Below are 21,068 nucleotides of genomic sequence, written 5' to 3'. Positions count from 1 at the left end.
CACCGGCTCCTGGCAGCTCCCATTTCCGGCTTCTACTACTGTGCTTCGTCAACTGACGCTCGATCTCGGCACACCGCCGCCATCGACATTCGACAATTTCTTCGCCGGCACCAACGCCGAGCTGGTGACGCGGCTGCGCGAGCTGGAAGCCGCGCTCGCCGCCGGCCCCGTGGCCGACCGGACCTTCTACGTGTGGGGCGAAAGCGGCAGCGGCCGCACCCATCTGCTGCAGGCGCTGATCCACGAGGCGCAGCCCGGCCACGCCCGTTTCGTGAGCCCGCAGAGCAGTCTCGCCGCCTTTGCCTTCGACCCGCGTATCGCGCTGTACGCCATCGACGACTGCGACGGCCTGTCGGGCGCCCAGCAGATCGCCGCGTTCAACCTGTTCAACGAAGTGCGCGCGCATCCCACCAGCGCGCTGGTGGCGGCCGGCAACGCCGCGCCCATCGGGCTCGCCGTGCGTGAAGACCTGCGCACGCGGCTCGGCTGGGGCCTCGTGTTTCACCTCGCGCCGCTCGCCGACGAAGGCAAGGCGGCAGTGCTCAAACACGCTGCCCGCGAACGCGGCATCGCGCTCGCCGACGACGTGCCGGCCTACCTGCTCACGCACTTCCGGCGCGACATGCCGAGCCTGATGGCGCTGCTGGACGCGCTCGACCGCTTCTCGCTTGAGCAGAAGCGCGCGGTCACGCTGCCGCTATTGCGCACGATGCTGGCCTCCCCCGCGGGCACCGAGGAACTGAGAACGGCAACCGTTTCACCCGCTTCAAGTAAAATGGGCCCCCATGGCTAATCTCGCTCTCTTCGACCTCGACCACACCCTCATCCCCACCGACAGCGACCACGAATGGGGCCGCTTCATGGTGAAGCACGGCATGGTCGACGCCGAAAACTTCGCGCGTGAAAACGATCGCTTCTTTGCCGACTACAAAGCCGGCAAGCTGGACATTCACGCTTACCTCGTCGCCATGCTGACGCCACTCGCGAAGTATTCGCGCGCGCAGCTCGCCGAGTATCACCAGATGTACATGCATGAAGTGATCAAGCCCGCCATCGTGCCGGCCGCGCTCGAGCTGGTGCGCCAGCACCGCGATGCCGGCGACCTGTGCTGCATGGTCACCGCCACCAACGAATTCATCACCGGCCCGATCGCCGCCGTGTTCGGCGTCGAGAAGCTGATCGCCTGCGAAGCTGAAACCGTGGACGGCCAGCCGCATTCCGACTACACCGGCCGTCCCACCGGCACGCCCAGCTACAAGGAAGGCAAGATCGTCCGTACCGAGGCATGGCTCGCTTCGCTCGGCAAGACATGGTCGGATTTCGAGCGCAGCTTTTTCTACAGCGATTCGCACAACGACATCCCGCTGCTCCAAAAGGTCACTGACCCGATCGCGACCAACCCGGACGACACGCTACGCGCTCACGCGCAGGCAAACGGCTGGCGCATCCTCGAACTCTTTCAACCCACGTGATCAAAAAATTAATCCGCAAGCTGTTCGGACAGGATCCGGCACCCGCTGACGACACCGTTCCCGCCGAAGCAGACGCAGCCGCTCAGTCGCAGGCCAGCGCCAACCGTGACGCCGCCACCGCCGCCAAACCACGCCGCAAGACGGCGCGAGACACGGGTAAAAGCGTGCGTGATCCCGAAGCGCCGGTCATCATTCCGGCAGACGTCCACGGCATCAACCCTGCGTTGATCTCTCGTAACGCGATTCGCGTCACCGAGGGTCTGCAGCAGGCCGGCCACCGGGCGTTTATCGTTGGCGGCGCCGTGCGCGACCTGCTGCTCGGCATCGCGCCGAAAGACTTCGACGTCGCCACCGACGCCACGCCTGATCAGGTGCAGAAGCTGTTCCGCCGCGCGCGCATCATCGGCCGGCGGTTTCAGATCGTGCACGTGCAGTTCGGCCAGGAAATCATCGAAACCTCCACGTTCCGCGCGCTGGTCGATCCGCCCGCGGCAGATGCCGCCCCGCCGCGGCGTCTGAAGCGCGACGAACTCGACCGCCGCACTCACGCCGTCGACGCCAGCGGCCGCGTGCTGCGTGACAACGTCTGGGGCGAGCAGCACGAAGACGCCACGCGCCGCGACTTCACGATCAACGCGATGTATTACGATCCGGCCACGCAGACCGTGCTGGATTACCACAACGGCATGGCCGACATGCGCGCCCGCCTGTTGCGGATGATCGGCGATCCGGCCACGCGCTATCGCGAAGACCCCGTGCGTATGCTGCGGGTGGTGCGCTTTGCCGCCAAGCTCGACTTCGAGATCGAAGACGCCACGCGCGCGCCGATCAAGGAGATGGCCGACCTCATCAATAACGTGCCGGCCGCGCGTCTGTTCGACGAAATGCTCAAGCTGATGCTGTCGGGCCACGCGCTGGCCTGCCTGAAGCGTCTGCGTCAGGAAGGCCTGCATCACGGCCTGCTGCCGCTGCTCGACGTGGTGCTCGAACAGCCGCACGGCGAAAAATTCATCACGCTCGCGCTCACCAATACGGATAACCGCGTACGCGCCGGCAAGCCGGTCTCGCCGGGTTTCCTGTTCGCCACTTTGCTGTGGCACGACGTGCAGCAGCGCTGGCAGGCCTTCGAAGCGCAGGGCGAATACCCCGTGCCTGCCCTGCACCGCGCGATGGACGAAGTGCTCGACATGCAGACCGAGAAACTCGCCATCCACAAGCGCTTCTCCTCGGACATGCGCGAGATCTGGGGTCTACAGTTGCGCCTCGAGAAACGCTCGGGCCGAAGCGCGCTGAAGCTGATGGAACACCAAAGATTTAGAGCGGGGTATGATTTCCTCCTGTTGCGCTGCGAATCGGGCGAACTCGAAGAGTCGGCCGGTACGTGGTGGTCGGAGTTCATCGACGGAGACGCTGCCGCGCGCGAGACATTGCTCACGCAAGGCGGGAAGGACCGGAGCCCCAAAAAACGACGGCGGCGCAGCAGCAGCGCCAGGAACCGCAAGCCGGGCGACGGAATGGAGGGCGGCACGACAGTCGACCGCGCAGCAGACGACGTGGGCCAGAGCGGCTCACACGAAGACTGACGCGGCCAGGCTGCCGGCCGTCGAACGATAGTCGCAGGAAGTTATGCCATGACGGTTGCCTATCTCGGCCTCGGCGCGAATCTCGGGGATGCGCGCCAGACCCTGAAAGACGCAGTGGTGTGCCTCGCTCAACAGCACACCATCGCCGTGCTCGCCAAGTCGAGCCTGTATCGCACCGCCCCGATCGACGCCGGTGGTGACGACTACTTCAACTGTGCCGTGAAGCTCGAAACGACACTGCCGGTCAGGCATCTTCTGGCGCTGTGCCACAAGATCGAGTTGCACTTCGGCCGCGAGCGGCCGTTTCGCAACGCCCCCCGCACGCTCGATCTCGACATCCTGCTGTACGGCGATCACTCGATCGACGAAGCCGATCTGATCGTGCCGCATCCGCGGCTCACGGAGCGCGCCTTCGTGCTGGTGCCGCTGATCGAACTCGATCCGGATCTGACCATTCCCCAACGCGGCCGCGCCGACGCTTTTCTCGCCGCGGTTGCCGGTCAGCGCATCGAAAAAATGAAATCACCCTGTCAGTGCCCGCTGCTCAAGGCGCTTGGCGACGACAACAACGAGACGACGCAGACAACCACCAAAGGCCGTTGCTCATGAGCGCCACTCCGCTGACGGTCACGGCGCCGCAGTTACGGCCGCCGTTTCGCTACATCGCGATCGAAGGGCCGATCGGCGTAGGCAAGACTTCGCTGGCGCGGCGCCTTGCTGAACGATGGTCGATGCATCCGCTGTTCGAACGGCCGCAAGACAACCCGTTTCTCGAGCGCTTCTATCGCGACACCACCCGTTACGCCCTGCCCGCGCAGTTGCACTTCGCGCTGCAGCGCGCGCAACAGGCGCAGGAGGTCGCGGCGATTCATGCCGCCGGCACACCGCTGATCGCCGATTTCATAACGGACAAAAACGAGATCTTTGGGCGCCTGACGCTGCCGGAAGACGAGTGGCAGTTGTATCGCGCGCTGTCTGCCCGGATCGATGCGCAACCTTTGAAGGGTACCGTTGCCGGTAGCCCCGGCGCCGCGCCGGCGCCCGATTTCGTGGTGTACCTGCAAGCCAGCCCCGAAGTGCTGTACGCCCGCATCCAGAAGCGCGCCACGGCAATGGAATTGCAGATTTCCGACGCGTATCTGCACGCCCTGTGCGACGCGTATAACGAATTTTTCTATCATTACGACCGCACGCCGGTGTTGACGGTCAACGCCGAACATCTGAACCCGCTCGATTCGGACGCAGACCTTGCGCTGCTCGTCGAACGCATGGAAACCATGCGCGGGCGCAAGGAATTCTTTGTCAAGGGCACCTCGCTCTGAGCGACGGCGCCCGCTTCTTTTTCCAACGGAATACCCCATGAGCTATTTGCAGGAAACGAGCCGGAACGCTATTACGGTCCCGAAACTGCAGGCAATGCGTGATGCGGGCGAAAAGATCGCCATGCTCACCTGTTACGACGCAAGCTTCTCCGCGCTGCTGGACCGCGCGGGTGTCGACGTGCTGCTGATCGGCGATTCGCTCGGCAACGTGCTGCAAGGTCAAACGACGACGCTGCAGGTCACGCTCACCGAAATCGCTTATCACACCGCCTGCGTGGCTCGGGTCCGTCCGTCAGCACTCGTGGTCGCCGATCTGCCGTTTGGCACTTACGGCACGCCCGAAGCGGCCTTCGCCAGTTCCGTGGAGTTGATGCGCGCGGGCGCGCAGATGGTCAAGCTGGAGGGCGGCGAATGGCTTGCCGATACCGTGCGTTTTCTGGTTGAGCGCGCGGTGCCGGTGTGCGCCCACATTGGACTCACGCCGCAATCCGTGCACGCGTTTGGTGGTTTCAAGGTGCAGGGCAAGACCGAGACCGGTGCGCACCAGTTGTTGCGGGATGCGCGTGCCGTGCAGGACGCGGGCGCCCAATTGATCGTGATAGAAGCGGTTCCGGCGCAACTCGGCACCGAAGTCACCACGCAGTTGCGGATCCCCACCATCGGGATCGGCGCGGGCGTGGATTGCTCAGGTCAGGTTCTCGTGTTGCACGACATGCTCGGGATTTTTCCCGGCAAGCGGCCACGCTTCGTAAAGGACTTCATGCAGGGCCAGCCGAGTATTTTCGCAGCGGTCGAGGCGTATGTGCGGGCAGTGAAGGACAACTCGTTCCCGGGCCCGGAACATACGTTCTGAGCGAGCTTGCGCAGGATGTCAGGCCGGATGTCCTTCCGGCCTCATCCGATCACTCGCGCGGGTAATGCACCCCGCAGGGCGTTGCAGACGAGCAGCGCCTCGGCATTCAATACGTCGTCCTTTGTCAGCACGCGCTCCGCCGCATTCAACTGCGAATCTTCCAGCAGCATGCTTCGCATCACGCCGGGCAGCACGCCTGACGACAATGGCGGTGTCCACCAGCGCCCGGCAAGCTTGACGAATACATTCGAGCGGCCGCCTTCGGTCAACTCACCGCGTTCGTTGAAAAACAGCGTGTCGAACGCGCCAAGCGCCTCCGCGCTCCGCCAGCCGCGGTCGTATTCTTCACGGCGGGTGGTTTTGTGACGCAGCAATACATCGTCCGCCTCGGTCGCGACGAACCCATGATCCGGCGCGAGCAACAGGCCGACTTCGCCGCCTTGCAAAGGAACCAGCGGCGCCGCAGTGATCTGCACCGCCCCGCTTTTGGCGAGGGCGAGCCTGACGCGATGTGGTGTTGTTGCAGGCAACGCATCGCACTGTGCATCGATTTGCGCACGCAATGCCTCTTCGTCGAATCTGAAGCCGAACCACGCGGCGCTCGCCGCCAGCCGCCCCAGGTGGCGAGCGAGATGCCGAACGCCAGCCTCGCGGGTCGCGTACAGGGTTTCGAATAGCTCGAAACCGGGATCGGCCTCGGTCAGAAAACGCGCTTTCAATTGGCACTCCGCATATTCGTCAGCAGCGACGCTGTCCAGCACGATGCCCGCCCCCACGCCCATGCTGCCGTGGCGCTCGGGCATTCCATCTGAGGGCGCCTCGAGCGTGAGCGTGCGAATCGCGACGGAGAGGCAGAAATCGCCAAAGGTATCTTGCTCGGAGGGCGCAGAATTTCCAGTGGCCGCCGGATCGGGCACGCGTGAAGCGGGTGCGGATGCGGTAACAGGCGCAGTTGCGGCCGCTGAGGCGGTCGTAGTGCTCTCGGTCGCCGAACCGGTCGGGACACTCTTGACGCCGCTTGCCGCATCGAGCCAGCCGATCGCACCCGTGTACAGTCCGCGCGGCGTGCTCTCGAGCGTCTCGATCAACTGCATCGTGCGATGCTTCGGCGCACCGGTAATCGATCCGCATGGGAACAGCGCGCGCAGCACGTCGGCGAACGAGGTCTGCGCGCGCAGCCGCGCCTCCACAGTCGATGTCATCTGCCACACGGACGCATAAGGCTCGACCGAGAACAGCGCCGGAACCTTGACCGAGCCGGTCTCGGCGACGCGCGACAGATCGTTGCGCAACAGATCCACGATCATGACGTTTTCAGCGCGGTTCTTGGGGTCGTGGGCAAGAAACTCCGCCGCGTGACGATCGGCAACCGGATCGTCCGGTGCCCGCGGCGCCGTGCCCTTCATCGGCCGCGCACGCAATGTGGCCCCCGCTTTCTCGACAAACAGCTCCGGCGAACACGAGAGCACCCAGCGCTCGCCGGGTAATGCAATCAATGCGCCGTATGGCACGGGCTGCCGTGCCCGCAGACGGCGATACAGCGCCACCGGGCTGCCGAACACGCCGAACCCGAGCCGGTAGGTGTAGTTGACCTGATACGAATCGCCGGCTCGATGCGCCTCATGAATCGCCTCGATCGCCGCTTCGAATTCCGCCAGATCGACGCTTGCATGCACCCGCGCGGTCCCTGCCACCGACGGTTGCGCCGCCCCGCCGTCGCATTGTGTCAGCCACGCATCGGCTTCGTCGCGGGAGAGCCGCGCGCATCGCTCGAACAATAAAAAACGCAGCGCGGCATCGCCACGCTGCGTTTTATCCAACTGTGAAACCTGCTGCCGGCTCGAGGATGAAAGCGCGCCCCCTTGGGAAACGCTCAATGACGACGCCCCGTCCCCCCGCTCCAGCACAAGCTGGCGGCCAAACTCGTAATCGCCCAGCATCACCGCATGCAGACCGCGACCCAGGTCGTCCGCCACCGCGTCGCACACCGCATCGAGCTGCGCCGCATCGGCGCAGACCCTTTCGTGCACAAATTGCGTGTACAGGCGGCTCGAGCGCCGCGCCGCTGTCGCGCCGCAATCGTCGAGCAACGCGAACACGGCGCCGCGATTATCGACCATCTTGCCTGCCGCCAACTTCAAACCGCCATTAATCGAAGAAACTCTTCACGCGATCGAACCAGCTCTTGCTTTGCGGGCTATGACGCGCCCCGCCCTCAACCAGCGACTTCTCGAACTGCTGCAGCAACTCGCGCTGCGGTTCGGTGAGCTTGACCGGCGTCTCGACCTGGACATGCACGTACAGATCGCCGGCAATGCTCGAACGCAGCCCCTTGATGCCCTTGCCGCGCAGACGGAACGTCTTGCCCGACTGGGTGCCTTCGGGCACCGTAAAGCTTGCGCGACCCGCCAGCGTCGGCACTTCGATCTCGCCGCCCAATGCTGCCGTGGTAAACGGAATGGGCATCTGGCAATGCAGATCGTCGCCGTCGCGCTCGAATACCGAGTGCTGCTTGATATGAATTTCGACGTACAGGTCGCCTGACGGACCGCCGTTGATACCCGGCTCACCATTGCCGGCCGAACGGATGCGCATGCCGTCGTCGATGCCCGCCGGAATCTTCACTTCCAGCGTCTTGGTTTCCTTCACCTTGCCCGCGCCGTGGCAGTTTACGCACGGGTCAGGAATGTGACTGCCGGTGCCATGACACTTCGGGCAGGTCTGCTGGATGCTGAAAAAGCCCTGCGACATCCGCACCGAACCCGAGCCATTACAGGTCGGGCAGGTTTCGGGCTTGGTGCCGGGCTTCGCGCCCGAACCGTGACAGATTTCACACGATGCCCAGCTCGGCACGCGAATCTGCGTGTCGTAACCGTGCGCGGCCTGCTCCAGCGTGATTTCCATGCTGTAGCGCAGATCGGCGCCGCGATACACCTGCGGACCCGCACGGCCACCGCCGCGCGCGGCGCCGCCGGCCGCCTGGCCGAAGATGTCGCCGAAAATATCGCCGAATGCATCGGCAAATCCGCCGAAGCCCTGCGCGCCCGCACCACCCATGTTCGGGTCGACACCGGCATGGCCGTACTGGTCGTACGCGGCACGCTTCTGCGAGTCCGACAGCATTTCATAGGCTTCCTTCACCTCTTTGAAATGCTCTTCCGCGTCCTTGTTGCCCGGATTGCGGTCGGGGTGATGCTTCATCGCAAGCTTGCGATAAGCCTTCTTGATTTCCTCGTCGCTCGCGTTCTTTGCGACGCCCAAAACCTCGTAGTAATCCCGTTTCGCCATATCGGTTCAACGCCCTCCGCGCAGCAAGGCACGGCGGCTCCTCTTGAATGCTGGAGTCTCGCGACTCGTCCGGCCGCTGCTCGCCCGCCGTTTACACGGCTTGAGCAACGCCCTCCATAAAACAAATGTGCCCGGAGAGCCCAAAAGGCTCACCAGGCGCGATAACCGCTTTGCAGGTTCATGCGCCCAGACACGGGCGCATCACCGTTTTGCAGCCGGGCCGCACGCACTGCTGCGAGCGGCTTACGGTCAAATGGCGACCTGGCTTTAGTCTTTCTTCACTTCCTTGAACTCGGCGTCCACGACGTCGTCTTCCGGCTGGCTCGCGCCACCGGCCGATGCACCACCGGCCGCGCCCGCAGCACCTGCCTCTGCACCCGCCGCGCCTTGGGCTGCCTGCATGTCGGCGTACATCTTTTCGCCGAGCTTCTGCGAGGCCGTCGCCACCACTTCGATCTTGGCTTCGATCGCCGCCTTGTCGCTCGAACCGCTCTTCAGCGTCTCTTCGAGGTCCTTCAGCGCTGCTTCGATCTTTTCCTTCTCAGCCGCTTCCAGCTTGTCGCCGTATTCGGTGAGCGCCTTCTTCGTGCTGTGGACCAGCGCGTCGCCCTGGTTGCGGGCATCGGCCAGTTCGCGCAGCTTGTGATCTTCTTCTGCGTTCGCTTCCGCGTCCTTCACCATCTTTTCGATTTCGGCTTCCGACAGACCCGAGTTCGCCTTGATGGTGATGCGGTTTTCCTTGCCGGTTGCCTTGTCTTTCGCGCCGACGTGCAGAATGCCGTTCGCGTCGATGTCGAAACTCACTTCGATCTGCGGCACGCCGCGCGGTGCCGGCGGAATGCCTTCAAGGTTGAACTCGCCCAGCAGCTTGTTGCCGGCTGCCATTTCGCGTTCGCCCTGGAACACCTTGATCGTGACGGCACCCTGATTGTCGTCCGCCGTCGAATACACTTGCGCGTGCTTCGTCGGGATCGTGGTGTTCTTGTTGATCATCTTGGTCATCACGCCGCCAAGCGTTTCGATGCCGAGCGACAGCGGGGTCACGTCGAGCAGCAGAACGTCCTTGCGGTCGCCAGACAGCACCTGGCCCTGGATCGCGGCGCCCACGGCCACGGCTTCGTCCGGGTTCACGTCACGGCGCGGTTCCTTGCCGAAGAATTCCTTGACCTTGTCCTGCACCTTCGGCATACGCGTCATACCGCCGACCAGAATCACGTCGTCGATTTCGCCAACCTTCACGCCTGCGTCCTTGATAGCCAGACGGCACGGCTCGATGGTGCGTTCGATCAGCTCTTCCACCAGCGCTTCGAGCTTCGCACGCGTAATTTTCAGGTTCAAGTGCTTCGGACCCGACGCGTCTGCCGTGATGTACGGCAGGTTGATTTCGGTCTGCTGGCTAGACGACAGTTCGATCTTCGCCTTTTCCGCCGATTCCTTCAGGCGTTGCAGCGCCAGCACGTCCTTCGACAGATCGACGCCCTGCTCTTTCTTGAACTCGCCGATGATGTAATCGATGATGCGCTGGTCGAAGTCTTCACCGCCGAGGAACGTATCGCCGTTCGTCGAGAGCACTTCGAACTGCATTTCGCCGTCAACGTCGGCGATTTCGATGATCGACACGTCGAACGTACCGCCGCCGAGGTCATACACGGCAATCTTGCGATCGCCCTTTTCTGCCTTGTCGAGGCCGAACGCGAGCGCGGCTGCGGTCGGTTCGTTAATGATGCGCTTGACTTCCAGACCGGCAATGCGACCGGCGTCTTTCGTAGCTTGACGCTGGCTGTCGTTGAAGTACGCGGGAACCGTAATCACGGCTTCCGTGACCGGCTCGCCGAGGTAGTCTTCAGCGGTCTTCTTCATCTTGCGCAGCGTTTCCGCCGAGATCTGCGGCGGAGCAAGCTTCTGATCGCGCACTTCGATCCACGCGTCGCCGTTATCAGCCTTGATGATCTTGTAGGGCATCAGGGCGATGTCTTTCTGCACTTCTTTCTCTTCGAAACGGCGGCCGATCAGGCGCTTGACCGCGTACAGCGTGTTGCGCGGGTTCGTGACCGACTGACGTTTCGCAGGCGCGCCGACGAGAATTTCGCCGTCTTCCATGTAAGCGATGATCGACGGCGTGGTGCGCGCACCTTCCGAGTTCTCGATCACCTTAACCGAATTGCCTTCCATGATCGCCACGCACGAGTTGGTCGTGCCGAGGTCGATGCCGATGATTTTGCCCATTTTCACTATTCTCCTGATTTTGATCGCTGCGGTAGGGTGCCTTGTGCCCATCTGACGGCAAGGCAACCCGCCTTCAATTCATACCTGCACTCAACATAAGTGCGTCCGCATCGTTTTCAAGACCTCGAACACTATGCGGTCTTTAATTTTTTTCAATCGCCGGCTGGTTCGGGATTGCTTCGGCCTGTGACGCTGTTGCCCGCGGTTCCGCTGCCGGCCGTCTTTGCCCGGACTTTTTCCCGCACGGCCGCTACGGCTGCCTGGAACTGTCCGAGGCCGTGCCAGCCAGTTGCCCGGCCAAGCCGCTTGCCACGGTGAAAGAAGTACCAGGTCGGCACGCCGTGCAGCAGGAAGCGACGCCCCAGCTCGCGGTGCTCATAGACGTTGCTGTGAAACCATTTGAGCCCGAGCGAGCGAATCGCCTCGGGCTGCGCCAGCATCGCCTTCTTTGCTATTTCACAGTTAAAGCAGTCGAGCCCCCAGAAGAACACCACCGCCAGCTCGTCGCCGGCCGCTTCGAGCGCAGTGTCGAACGACTGGGCGCTCAACTCCTGCATTTCGAACGCGGCAAAAGCCGTGACGTCGACAGAAAGGCTGGCCATGATAACGGTGTCGGCCTGGGAGACTATTCAGCGAGAGCGCGCTTACTTCGGCTGCGCGACTGTGACGAGCGCCGGACGCAGCACGCGCTCGGCAATCACGAAGCCCTTTTGCAGCACGGAAACGACCGTATTCGGCTCCTGCTCGGCCGGCACCATCGAAATGGCCTGATGACGATGCGGATCGAACTTCTCGCCGGCCGGGGGATTGATCGCGACGACGCGCCCCTTCTCGAGCGCACCGTTCAATTGACGCAAGGTCAGCTCGACGCCTTCGCGGACCTTCTGCAGGTCGTCGGACGAGTGCGCAACGGCCGCCTCGAGACTGTCGACCACCGGCAAGAGGTGCTCGGCAAAGCTTTCGATCGCAAACTTGTGGGCCTTGGTGACGTCTTCCTGCGCGCGGCGGCGCACGTTTTCGGTCTCGGCCTTCGCACGCAGGAAGCTCTCCTGCAGCTCGGCAATCCTCACCTGCGCCTCGGTCAGGGCCGCTTCGACGCCTGCCGGCGCGCTCGCGTCCGGGGCACCTTCAACCGGGTTGACGTCCGGTTGCACCGCGGCGGCCTCGGCGGCCTGGCGCGCGGCTTCTTCGGCGGGCGTGGGATTCTGGCTCGTCGGGTTCTCTTGCGTGTTTTCCATGTCGCTGAAAGTCGTAAAAAAGTTAAAGCCAAGGGTGGCGGCATTGTGTCCTTACAGGCTCATTTAAGCGTTGTAAAAACACGACACACGCGATCGCTCTTCGTTCGTTAAGTTGGGGACCTAAAGCACGATTTCAAGCGGCCAAAACGACCTTTCTGCACCGCAGCAGTGCGGGAGAAATGCCTCGTTACAACCATTACTCTGACTTCATCAGAATGAGATTGAGTGGGGTTGCGGACTGACCTAAACTGCAAAGACTGATCGGGAAAGGCACGTTTACCCTAGCCCGGTGTATGCCACTTCAATAAGCCTACCGCATTCGTTCAGCATCCTTTCGGGGGAGTACCGTGAAACTGACCTTCGCAATATCCGTGGTCGCTTTGGTGCTCATTGCGGGAACCACGACCATCTGTATGTCCGGGGCAGTGAACGACAGCACGACCGAGTATGGCGGCGTACACGCCACCATGGAACAACTGTTCAATCCCCACCTGAAAGTTTGTCGATAATGCGTCGGTCGCGCTTGGTTGGGCGCCCATGCAACGCGGCGGCCGGCTCGCGATACGTCTTGCGCCGTTCCTGCTCCACCTGCCGCTTTATCTTGCTGTCCCCGGTCTCCGCGTAAAGCGTCTGCGCCACGCTGGCCGGTCCGCGCACGTCGCACACGCCCAGCACTTCCACCTGCCAGATTATCCTTTCGATCTCGATCTCAACGAGATCGCCGACCCGCACGTCCTTTGCCGGCTTGACCGCAGCCCCGCCGATACGCACGCGGCCTTTTTCGACCGCATCCGCCGCCAATGAGCGCGTCTTGAAGAAGCGCGCGGCCCACAGCCACTTGTCGATGCGCAGACGCGCACCCGGTTCTGTTGAGATTCTGTAGTTCATTGCTCAGTCTCGCGCTTCGAGCGCTCACGCCTCCACTACGCCTTGCACGGATGGCGCCTGCACCGGCCACCCCTGCAGATTCTGCGCGACGATTTCACCCAGCGCGGCAATCCACGCATGCGAGGCATTCAGGCAAGGAATGCGGTGAAACTCCTTGCCGCCGGCATGCACGAACTCGTCGCGGACCTCCATGCCGATTTCCTCGATCGTTTCGAGGCAATCGGCCGTAAAACCCGGACAGAACACGTCGGCCCGGCGCACACCCGCGGCGCCCAGTTCCTTGAGCGTCGGCGCGGTGTACGGCTGCAGCCACTCCGCCTTGCCGAAGCGCGACTGGAACGTAATGCGACATTCGACCGATGTCAGTTCAAGTGCCTGCATCAGCAGTGCTCCCGTGAGCTGACATTGCTCGTGATAAGGGTCGCCCAGGTCGAGCGTGCGCTTGGGAACGCCGTGGAAACTCAACACCAGCTTGTCGCCCGCCGCGAAATCCGGGCGCCCATGAGCGTGCCAGTACTGATGCACCTGCGCAGCCAGTGCCGCAATGTAGGCGGGATGGTCGGCATATTGACGGATGGTGCGAATTTCCAGCTGGTTGCGCATGCGCGCCAACGCGGAAAACGCGGCGTCGAAGGCCGTGGCAGTGGTCGACGACGAGTATTGCGGATACATCGGCACCAGCAGCACACGTTCGGCGCCGGCCAGCTTGAGCTGATTCAGCATGTCCGGAATGCCCGGCACACCGTAACGCATGGCGTAGTCGACGAGCACCGTGTAATCGTTCGCCTGCAGCAGATGCCGCAGCCCTTCCACCTGCTTCTCCGTGAAAACGCGCAGCGGCGAGCCTTCCGCCGTCCACACCGCGGCATATTTCCGCGCCGACGAACGCCCGCGAAAAGGCAGGATCACCAGCCGCAGAATGACCTGCCAGATGACGGCGGGAATCTCGACTACCCGAGCGTCCGACAGAAACTGCGCGAGATAGCGCCGCACGGCCTTCGGCGTTGGAGCGTCAGGCGTGCCCAGATTAATCAGCAACACCGCCACACGGTGGGCTGTGGCCGGTTGAGATGGCCGCTCGAGATCGAAACGCATAGGCAACAGGATGCGCCGCTTGCGGCGAAAGAACGTTTCAGGTGGAAACCATTATAGCGGCGCGATCCGCCGCCGATACCTGGCCATTCGGCCGATTGGCAAGCCCGGCGGCACCCCGCATCATGAGCACACGGTTCCGGGCGTTGCGCGAAGGTCAGCGGCGAGCATCCCCATGGGGCGCCGCCGTCCGTAGCGGATGGAGGTTATTGCTGACTAAGCGTGAGCGAGAGCAGCCGTGCCGTGATGTCCACAATCGGGATCACCCGGTTGTAAGCCATCCGCGTCGGTCCGATCACGCCGAGCGTGCCGACGATCTTGCCGTTCACTTCGTAGGGCGCGGTCACCACGCTCATTTCTTCAATCGGCACGAGGTTCGACTCGCCGCCAATGAAAATCTGCACGCCCTGGGCGTGACTCGACACGTCGAGCAACTGAAGGAGGCTGGTCTTTTGGTCGAATACATCGAACAGCTTGCGCAGCCGCGCCATGTCGGAAGACAGGTCGGCCACTTCGAGCAGTTTGCGCTCGCCGGAGATCAGCACGGTCTCACCGGTGTCCGCCTCGTCGGTGCTGGCGGTGACGGCAGCGTGCATCAGCGTGGTCATGTCGCCGCGCAGTTCGTCGATCTCATCGCGCAGGCGCCGGCGGACCTCGTCGAACGAGAGACCGGCGAAGTGAGCGTTGATGTAGTTGGACGCCTCCACCAGTTGCGACGGCGAAAAGTCACGCTGCGTCGCCATGATGCGGTTCTGCACGTCGCCCTCGGGCGTGACGATGATCAGCAGGATGCGCTTGTCCGACAGGCGCATGAACTCGATCTGCTTGAACACGTGGCTGCGCCTCGGCGTCAGCACGACGCCCGCGAACTGCGACAGATTGGACAGCACGCTCGCCGCAGCCGCGACGATCTTCTGCGGCTCGCCCGCCTGCAGGGTGGTCTTGACGGTACGGGTAACGGCTTCTTCGTCCGCGGCGGACTCGACGGTGAGCATGGTGTCGACGAAGAGGCGGTAGCCACGCGGCGTGGGAATTCGTCCCGCCGAGGTATGCGGGCTGATGACGAGCCCCAGCTCCTCCAGATCGGACATCACATTGCGGATGGTTGCCGGACTCAATTCCAGACCGGAATAGCGGGACAACGTGCGCGAACCGACCGGCTGACCTTCGGCGATGTAGCGCTCGATCAGCGTTTTGAGGAGGGTTTGTGCGCGGGGATCTAGCATGACCGAAAATTTTAGCTTAATGACGCAACAACCGCGAGCGCTAACAATATCAGCCCTCGTTCCGTGTGGGACCGTCCGCACAGCAAGACCGGCGGCGCGGCGCTCCGCGCAGATCCGCGCCCGTGCGTTCGGTGCAGTCCCCGCGTGCCCCCTGTCATCAGCGCTTGACCATTCTAGCGACAATCCTCGCCAGCATCTTGCGCCCCCGCCCCGCGCCGGCGCCTGTGTGGCGCCGGACGGTTCTTTTCAGCCCCCACCTATGGTGTAATGCCGGCATGCAAGTTACCAGCCAGTTCAAGACCGTCGCGCTCGTCGGGCGCAACAATACGCCAGGTATCGGCGAGCCGCTGACCGCGCTCGCCTCGTGCATCGCGAAGCGCGGCTTCGACGTGGTGTTCGAAGCGGACACCGCCGCGGAGATCGGCGTGACTGATTACCCGGCCCTGCGTCCCGCGGAGATCGGCGCGCGCGCCGACGTGGCCGTGGTGCTCGGCGGTGACGGCACGATGCTCGGCATTGGCCGCCAGCTCGCGCCCTACCGGACTCCGTTGATCGGCATCAACCACGGCCGGGTCGGTTTTATCACCGACATCCCGATTTCCGACATGCAGGTCATCGTCCCGCAGATGCTCGGCGGGCACTTCGAGCGCGAGGAACGTACGCTGCTCGAGGCGCGCATCATGCGCGACGGCAGCCCGATCTACCACGCGCTCGCGTTCAACGACGTGGTGGTGAACCGTAGCGGCTTCTCGGGGATGGCGGAACTGCACGTCTCGGTCGACGGGCGCTTCATGTACAACCAGCGCTCGGACGGGCTGATCGTCGCCACACCCACCGGCTCGACCGCGTACGCGCTGTCGTCGGCCGGGCCGATCCTGCATCCGCAGTTGCAAGGCATCGTGCTGGTGCCGATCGCGCCGCACGCGCTGTCGAACCGGCCCATCGTGCTGCCGGACGACTCGAAGGTCAGCATCCAGATCGTCGCGGGCCGGGACGTGAACGTCAATTTCGACATGCAGTCGTTCACTGCGCTCGAACACAACGACACCATCGAAGTGCGCCGCTCGCGCCATACCGTGCCGTTGCTGCATCCGGTCGGCTATAGCTACTTCGCGACGTTGCGCAAGAAGCTTCACTGGAACGAATACCCGTCGCACGAAGACGACATCAAGCCCTGAGCGGATCGCCCCAGCCGGTAACCCACGCCCACCAGACGCCTCCATGCTTCGCCACCTTTCGATACGCGACTTCGTCATCGTCGCCGCGCTCGACCTTGAATTCGACAGCGGCTTTACGGTTTTTTCAGGTGAAACAGGCGCCGGCAAGTCGATCCTGATCGACGCCCTCGCATTGGCGCTCGGCGCCCGCGCCGACGCCAGCGTCGTGCGCACCGGCGAAGCCCGTGCCGACATCACGGCGGAATTCGAAACCCATGCGCAAGTCGAGCAGTGGCTCGATGAGCAGGCCCTCGGCTCGCCGGGCGGTGCGGCGGCCGACGACCCGCACGGCAGCACGGTCATGTTGCGGCGCGTAGTCGACGCGAACGGCCGCTCGCGGGCCTTCATCAACGGCACCGCGGCCACGCTCGCGCAATTGCGCGAAGTGGGCGAAATGCTGGTGGACATCCACGGCCAACATGCGCACCAGTTGCTGATGCGCCTTGACGCCCAGCGCGAACTGTTCGATACCCACGCCGGATTGATCGAGAGGGCCGGCGTCGTGAGCCGCGCCTGGCGCACCTGGCGCGACAAGGTACAGGCGATCGAACTCGCCAGGACCCGCGACCGCGAACTGCAACTCGAGCGCGAACGCCTCGCCTGGCAGTTGGCCGAACTCGACAAGCTCGCCCCGCAACCGGGCGAATGGGAAGAGGTCAACGCCGAACACAACCGCCTGTCGCATTCAGCCAACCTGATCGACGGCGTGCAGGGTGCGCTCGCCGCGCTGTCCGAGTCCGACGAGGCGATGATTACGCATCTCGCCTCGATCGTCTCAAAAGTGCGCGACCTTGCGGAGATCGATCCGGCGTTGAACGACGCCCTCGCCGCCCTCGAACCCGCTGAGATCCAGTTGCAGGAAGCCGCGTATTCGCTGAGCCACTATGCGCAGCGGCTCGAACTCGATCCGGAGCGCCTCGCGCAGATCGAGAAGCGCGTCGACGCCCTGCACTCGGCTGCCCGCAAATTCCGTTTGCAGCCGCAGACGCTGCCCGAGGAACATGCCGCGCGTCGCGCGCAACTGGCCGCGCTCGACGCCGCCACCGACCTGGACAGCCTGCACGCCGCTGAAGCCAAAGCGAAGGAAGTCTATCTCGCCGAGGCGAGACAGCTCTCCAAGGCGCGCACCAAGGCCGCCAAGGCTTTGGGCTCGGCGGTCACGACCGGCATGCAGGAACTGTCGATGAAAGGCGGCAGTTTCGAAGTCGCCCTCGTGGCACTGCCGGAAGGCGGCGCGCATGGGCTCGAACAGGTCGAATTCCGGGTGGCGGGCCATGCCGGCGTGCCGCTGCGGCCGCTGGCGAAAGTCGCTTCGGGCGGCGAACTGGCGCGGATCAGCCTCGCGCTCGCCGTGATCGCCAGTGCCGCCAGCCCCACGCCCACCTTAATATTCGACGAAGTGGACACCGGCATTGGCGGCGCGGTCGCGGAGGTGGTCGGGCGATTGCTGCATCAACTCGGACGCGCCCGCCAGGTGCTGTGCGTGACCCATTTGCCGCAGGTCGCCGCGCGGGGCGATCACCACTTCCAGGTGGCGAAGGCCGCGAACGGCAAAGGCGGCACGGTCAGCAGCGTGACCTCGCTCGACAAGGCGAGCCGCGTCGAAGAGGTGGCGCGCATGCTCGGCGGCCTGGAGATCACCGCCACCACCCGCAAGCACGCCAGGGAAATGCTGGCGGCGTAAGCGGGACAGCCCGCCGTCACCCAAACACCCGCTGCCACAACGCCAGCACCGCCAGGCGTTCCGCCTCGACGGTGGCCGGTTCGACGCGCGCCTTCTCCATCCCGTCGAGTCTGAGCTTGTGCTGCAGCTTGCGGTAAGTGCGATACGCCGCGCCCACCGTCTCGGCCTCCTCCTCGCTCATCATCCCGAAGCGCGACACCTCGCGCAGCAAGGCGATATTGCCGGTATTGCGGATCAACTCCGGATCGCGGGCAGCGTGCAGCAGCACCCAGTATTGAACCGTGAACTCGATATCCACCATCCCGCCGCGATCGTGCTTCAGATCGAACAGTTGCGTCCGGTTGGGATGTCCCGCTTCCACACGCTCGCGCATGTCGACGATCTCGCGCGCAAGCGGTGCGGCCTCGCGCGGCGTGGTCAGCACCTGCTCGCGGATCGCTTCGAACTTCGCGCCGATCTCGGCATCGCCCGCGCAATAGCGTGCCCGCGACAGCGCCTGGTGTTCCCAGACCCACGCGGTATTCGCCGCGTCGCCTTCGCGCAACTGATAACGCCTGAACGCATCCAGATCGGTGACGAGCAGGCCCGACTCGCCATTCGGCCGCAGCCGCAGGTCGACGTCGAACAAGGTGCCCGCGCCCGTGGCCATCGTCAGACAGGTGATCAGGCGCCGGGTGTACATGGCGTAGATTTCCGCTGCATTGTCGTCAGGATCGTCGTACAGGAAGATCAGGTCGAGGTCCGAGGCATAGCCCAGCTCCTTGCCGCCCAGCTTCCCGTACGCGATGACCGCAAAGCGCGGCACCTCGCGGTGACGCCGGGCCAGCTGGTTCCAGACGGCTTCGAGCGTGACGTCGAGCACGGCGTCGGCGAGCGCCGAGAGCTGGTCGCTCACGTGCTCGACGCTCAGCTTGCCCGCCAGATCGATTAGCAGAATGCGGAACACCTCGGCCTGGTGAGCATGGCGCAGCAGATCCATCTGCTGTTCCACGCCGTCGGCCGCGGCGAGGCGTAAGTGCAGCGTGCGCTTGAACTCCGCCCAATCGAACGGGCTGGCAATCGCCTCGTCGTCCAGCAGTTCGTCGAGCAGTTGCGGATGGCGAATCAGATAGCCAGCCGCCCAGTGCGATGCGCCCAGCACCGAGAGCACCCGATGCAACGCTTGCGGATACTCGGTGAGCAGCGCCAGATAGGCGCCGCGCCGGCTCACGGCCTCGAGCAGGTCGAACAGGCGCGCCACCGTGTCGCCGCGGCGCGCGGCCGGCTCGAGCGTGCGCGCGGCTTCGAGCGCGCGCTGTGCCACGATATCGAAGCGCTGCCGGCTACGCTCGGCGAGTCCCGCGTAGCGCGACGACTGCCATAAGGCACGCAGGCGCGCCAGCAGTTCGGCCGGCTCGGCGATGCCCAGTTCGACGAGCCGCGCCTGCAGCGCTTCGTCGGCGCTGTCGTCGGCCAGCGCGCTGCTCCACACCCACGCCGCCGCGCCGTCTTCCGGCGCGCCGCAACCATCGCGACCGGAGACCTTGTCGGCAAAGATCTGGTCGAACTGCTGTTCGACCAGTTCACGGTGCGCGTCGAGTCGCGTCATCAGCGCCGCGTAGTCGTCAAAACCCATGGCATGCGCCAACGCCGCGCGCTCTTCGGGGTCGACCGGCATGGCGTGAGTCTGCGCATCATTGCGATATTGCAGGCGGTGTTCGAGTTCGCGCAAAAATCGGTATGCCTGCGAGAGCTTCACGCACACGGTCGGCGCGAGCAGCCCATGCGCCGCGGCGTGACGCAGCACGGCGAGCGTAGGCCGCACGCGGAACCCGGCATCCTGGCCACCGCGGATCAGCTGAAACACCTGCGCGCTGAATTCGATCTCGCGAATGCCGCCGCGCCCGAGCTTGATGTCGTCGGCCTTGTCGGGCCGCATCGAGGCGCGGCGCTGCGCCTCCTGGCGAATCTGCAAATGCAACGCGCGGATTGCGCCAATCACGCCGAAGTCCAGGTAGCGGCGGTAGATGAACGGCGTGACGATTGCATCGAGCTGCTTCGAGAGGCGGCGCGCCGCGTCGCTGTCGGCTTCGGACACGAGCCGCCCCTTGATCCAGGCATAGCGCTCCCACTCGCGACCTTGCACGTAAAAATATTCTTCGAGCATGCCGAGGCTGCACACGAGCGGCCCCGAGTCGCCGTTTGGCCGCAGTCGCATATCGACGCGAAACACATAGCCGTCGGCGGTCACTTCGGCCAGCGCCGCGATCAGCCGTTTGCCTAGCCGGGTAAAGAAATCCTGGGTCGCAATGGGCGAACGCTGGCCGCCGGCGGTCTCGCCATCCTCTTCGTAGACGAAGATCAGGTCGATATCCGAGGACACGTTGAGCTCGCGCCCGCCCAGTTTGCCCATGCCGACCACGCCGAGCGTCAGCCGTTCACCTTCCGGGCCGCGTGGCTCGCCGTACAACACTTCGAGGTCCGCGGACAGCACCGCCAGCGCGCGCTGAATGGTCACTTCAGCCAGATCGGTCATCGCGCCGGTCACTTCGGCTACTTCCGCGTGCCGCGCCAGGTCGCGCTCCATCACGGCGCAAAAGACCTCCGTGCGTAACTCGCGCAGCGCCCGTTTGAGACCGTCCTCGTTCAATGGAGCACCGGCGGCGCCCGCGTGCGCCGCGCACAACGCATCGAAGCGGGCCTCGATCTGCGCCCGGGTCAGCGGCTGCGCCGCCAGCGCGGCGATCCGCTCCGCAAGTTCAGGACGGGCCGCCAGCGCGCGCGCCGCGTAGTGTGAATAGCTGGAACTCAGGAGTGTGGCGTCGGTCATCAAAGGTCTGGATCGCTGGTTGCTTCGTTCGTCTCATCACGGCGCCATCCGCCGCGTCGAGCAGGTCGCGAGACGGCGTGAACACGGGCTCTGAAGGTTATTCGTCGCGGCTGGCCCGTGTGTTACATTTCGTCGTCAGACCGCAAAACTACCATACGCCCACCCCCGCC

The 21,068-nt window shown here is 64.0% G+C and carries 17 protein-coding genes; 8 read left to right on the top strand and 9 right to left on the bottom strand.

Annotation, left to right across the window (positions count from 1 at the left end; translation table 11 throughout):
* The first annotated feature begins 40 nt into the window (after positions 1–40).
* The 6 genes from hda to panB are packed head-to-tail and all read left to right on the top strand — an operon-like array spanning position 41 to position 5,230.
* Positions 41–793, top strand: coding sequence for a DnaA regulatory inactivator Hda (gene hda, locus P3T43_RS32220; protein WP_429285047.1), 753 nt, complete (start codon positions 41–43; stop codon positions 791–793).
* Positions 786–1,472, top strand: a complete 687-nt coding sequence (locus P3T43_RS32215; RefSeq protein WP_429285046.1) for an HAD family hydrolase — start codon at positions 786–788, stop codon at positions 1,470–1,472. The genes hda and P3T43_RS32215 overlap by 8 nt, the downstream gene beginning before the upstream one ends.
* Positions 1,469–3,055, top strand: a complete 1,587-nt coding sequence (gene pcnB / locus P3T43_RS32210) for a polynucleotide adenylyltransferase PcnB (RefSeq protein WP_429285045.1) — start codon at positions 1,469–1,471, stop codon at positions 3,053–3,055. Before P3T43_RS32215 ends, pcnB begins: the two co-directional genes overlap by 4 nt.
* A gap of 48 nt (positions 3,056–3,103) precedes the next feature.
* Entirely contained in the window at positions 3,104–3,664 is a 561-nt protein-coding gene (gene folK, locus P3T43_RS32205; protein ID WP_429285044.1) for a 2-amino-4-hydroxy-6-hydroxymethyldihydropteridine diphosphokinase, read from the top strand.
* Entirely contained in the window at positions 3,661–4,377 is a 717-nt protein-coding gene (locus tag P3T43_RS32200; RefSeq protein WP_429285043.1) for a deoxynucleoside kinase, read from the top strand. Before folK ends, P3T43_RS32200 begins: the two co-directional genes overlap by 4 nt.
* 37 nt (positions 4,378–4,414) lie before the next feature.
* Positions 4,415–5,230, top strand: a complete 816-nt coding sequence (gene panB, locus P3T43_RS32195; protein ID WP_429285042.1) for a 3-methyl-2-oxobutanoate hydroxymethyltransferase — start codon at positions 4,415–4,417, stop codon at positions 5,228–5,230.
* Positions 5,231–5,271: 41 nt separating this feature from the next.
* On the opposite strand, the gene P3T43_RS32190 is transcribed toward panB, so the two are convergent.
* The 8 genes from P3T43_RS32190 to hrcA form a co-directional block, all read right to left on the bottom strand.
* On the bottom strand, positions 5,272–7,350 hold the full coding sequence (locus P3T43_RS32190) for a chorismate-binding protein (RefSeq protein WP_429285041.1): 2,079 nt from the start codon (positions 7,348–7,350) through the stop codon (positions 5,272–5,274).
* 28 nt (positions 7,351–7,378) lie between these two features.
* Positions 7,379–8,518, bottom strand: a complete 1,140-nt coding sequence (dnaJ, locus tag P3T43_RS32185; protein ID WP_429285040.1) for a molecular chaperone DnaJ — start codon at positions 8,516–8,518, stop codon at positions 7,379–7,381.
* A gap of 267 nt (positions 8,519–8,785) precedes the next feature.
* On the bottom strand, positions 8,786–10,744 hold the full coding sequence (gene dnaK, locus P3T43_RS32180) for a molecular chaperone DnaK (protein ID WP_429285039.1): 1,959 nt from the start codon (positions 10,742–10,744) through the stop codon (positions 8,786–8,788).
* A gap of 152 nt (positions 10,745–10,896) precedes the next feature.
* Entirely contained in the window at positions 10,897–11,346 is a 450-nt protein-coding gene (locus P3T43_RS32175; RefSeq protein ID WP_429285038.1) for a thioredoxin family protein, read from the bottom strand.
* 42 nt (positions 11,347–11,388) lie between these two features.
* On the bottom strand, positions 11,389–11,982 hold the full coding sequence (grpE, locus tag P3T43_RS32170; RefSeq protein ID WP_429285037.1) for a nucleotide exchange factor GrpE: 594 nt from the start codon (positions 11,980–11,982) through the stop codon (positions 11,389–11,391).
* A 480-nt stretch (positions 11,983–12,462) separates the two neighbouring features.
* Positions 12,463–12,870 carry an RNA-binding S4 domain-containing protein gene (locus P3T43_RS32165; protein WP_429285036.1) on the bottom strand — a complete coding sequence of 136 codons (408 nt, stop codon included), beginning with the start codon at positions 12,868–12,870 and terminating at the stop codon, positions 12,463–12,465.
* Between the two features lie 24 nt (positions 12,871–12,894).
* A complete protein-coding gene (hemH, locus tag P3T43_RS32160; protein ID WP_429285035.1) occupies positions 12,895–13,965 on the bottom strand; it encodes a ferrochelatase in 1,071 nt (356 codons plus the stop codon).
* A gap of 203 nt (positions 13,966–14,168) precedes the next feature.
* On the bottom strand, positions 14,169–15,188 hold the full coding sequence (gene hrcA / locus P3T43_RS32155) for a heat-inducible transcriptional repressor HrcA (protein ID WP_429285034.1): 1,020 nt from the start codon (positions 15,186–15,188) through the stop codon (positions 14,169–14,171).
* 275 nt (positions 15,189–15,463) lie between these two features.
* Here hrcA and P3T43_RS32150 point away from each other — a divergent pair, with 275 nt between their 5' ends.
* Together P3T43_RS32150 and recN are read left to right on the top strand one after the other, a co-directional pair.
* Entirely contained in the window at positions 15,464–16,366 is a 903-nt protein-coding gene (locus P3T43_RS32150; protein ID WP_429285033.1) for an NAD kinase, read from the top strand.
* A gap of 43 nt (positions 16,367–16,409) precedes the next feature.
* Positions 16,410–18,089 (top strand): DNA repair protein RecN, encoded by a 1,680-nt coding sequence (gene recN, locus P3T43_RS32145; RefSeq protein ID WP_429285032.1) that lies wholly within the window; start codon positions 16,410–16,412, stop codon positions 18,087–18,089.
* A 16-nt stretch (positions 18,090–18,105) separates the two neighbouring features.
* Here the strand turns inward: recN and glnE are convergent, their stop codons facing one another.
* A complete protein-coding gene (glnE, locus tag P3T43_RS32140) occupies positions 18,106–20,898 on the bottom strand; it encodes a bifunctional [glutamate--ammonia ligase]-adenylyl-L-tyrosine phosphorylase/[glutamate--ammonia-ligase] adenylyltransferase (protein ID WP_429285031.1) in 2,793 nt (930 codons plus the stop codon).
* Between the last annotated feature and the right edge of the window lie 170 nt (positions 20,899–21,068).

Source organism: Paraburkholderia sp. GAS41, from assembly GCF_050436545.1.
GTDB lineage: Bacteria > Pseudomonadota > Gammaproteobacteria > Burkholderiales > Burkholderiaceae > Paraburkholderia.
This window is presented reverse-complemented; position numbering and strand designations above follow the sequence as displayed.